Genomic DNA, 253 nt, shown 5'->3' with positions numbered 1-253 from the left:
TCGACAAGGACACGAACGCGGCCGCGCTCGGCCTCGCCCTGGCCGGCACCCCGGACGGTGCCCCGCGCGACGGTGAGCGCTCCTTCGCCTACCTCCACCTCGGCACCGGGCTCGGCGCGGGGCTCGTGCTCGGCGGCGCGCTCTACCGCGGGGCGCGCACCGGAGCGGGGGAGTTCGGGCACCAGGTGATCCAGCTGGACGGCCCGCAGTGCGACTGCGGGAACCGCGGCTGCATCGAGGCGCTCTGTCTCGC

The 253-nt window shown here is 76.3% G+C and carries 1 protein-coding gene; it reads left to right on the top strand.

Annotated elements, in window-relative coordinates; translation table 11 throughout:
* Nucleotides 1–253, top strand: a 253-nt coding sequence (locus tag G3I40_RS08635; protein WP_164301566.1) for an ROK family protein, incomplete at both ends; no start/stop codon positions are given.

This window comes from Streptomyces sp. SID14478 (assembly GCF_010548525.1).
Lineage (GTDB): Bacteria > Actinomycetota > Actinomycetes > Streptomycetales > Streptomycetaceae > Streptomyces.
Note: the sequence above shows the minus strand (reverse complement) of the source record. Positions and strands in the feature narration are given on the sequence as shown.